Origin of the sequence: Marseilla massiliensis, from assembly GCF_016899855.1 — a bacterium.
GTDB lineage: Bacteria > Bacteroidota > Bacteroidia > Bacteroidales > Bacteroidaceae > Prevotella.
This window is the reverse complement of record NZ_JACJJG010000245.1, coordinates 1-530: the sequence shown is the minus strand read 5'-3', so window position 1 is coordinate 530 and position 530 is coordinate 1. Positions and strand designations below refer to the sequence as shown.

Annotated in this window: 1 protein-coding gene; it reads right to left on the bottom strand. The window is 44.3% G+C overall.

The window, feature by feature from the left end:
* Positions 1-419: transposase (locus H6A34_RS14600; protein WP_275955211.1), on the bottom strand; the 419-nt coding region annotated here is incomplete at its 3' end.
* Positions 420-530: the final 111 nt, after the last annotated feature.

Sequence of the window (530 nt, the reverse complement as noted above, 5' to 3'; positions counted from 1 at the left end):
GCCCATCCCTTCATCGTCCTGTGGCTGTGCGCACGCTTTATATTGCATGACTTCAACGGTGTGGAGTCGATAATGGATATTCCAGTACATTTACCCAACGCACATGTCTGCAGGAACAGCAAAAGATGGAGTCCTACCTTAGCCTGGCGTTCTACGAAGCGGTTGTACGACAGGCGGTGTGGAAACTCTTTGCGCATGTGGTTACATACATAACCGAGGTAGAAAGACTTGAGGTCTCGGTGGCGCAAGATATGGAACAGTACGAGAATGGTCATCACCTCACTGTCGGACATGAGGCACGGGCGGTTGCGGCGACGTTTGCCGCAGATGTCCAGCGTGTGTTTTTTCAGTTCGGGAGCAAAATATTTGCAGAATTCATCGAGAATACAGAAAATTTCTATTATATTTGCATCAGTCATGGGAATGAGATATTTTTATGTAACTTATTGATTATCAACTATAAAGGTACTAAAGATATCTCATTCCCACAACTTTTTCAATCGTTTTCTTATACCGAACTCACGTATCAT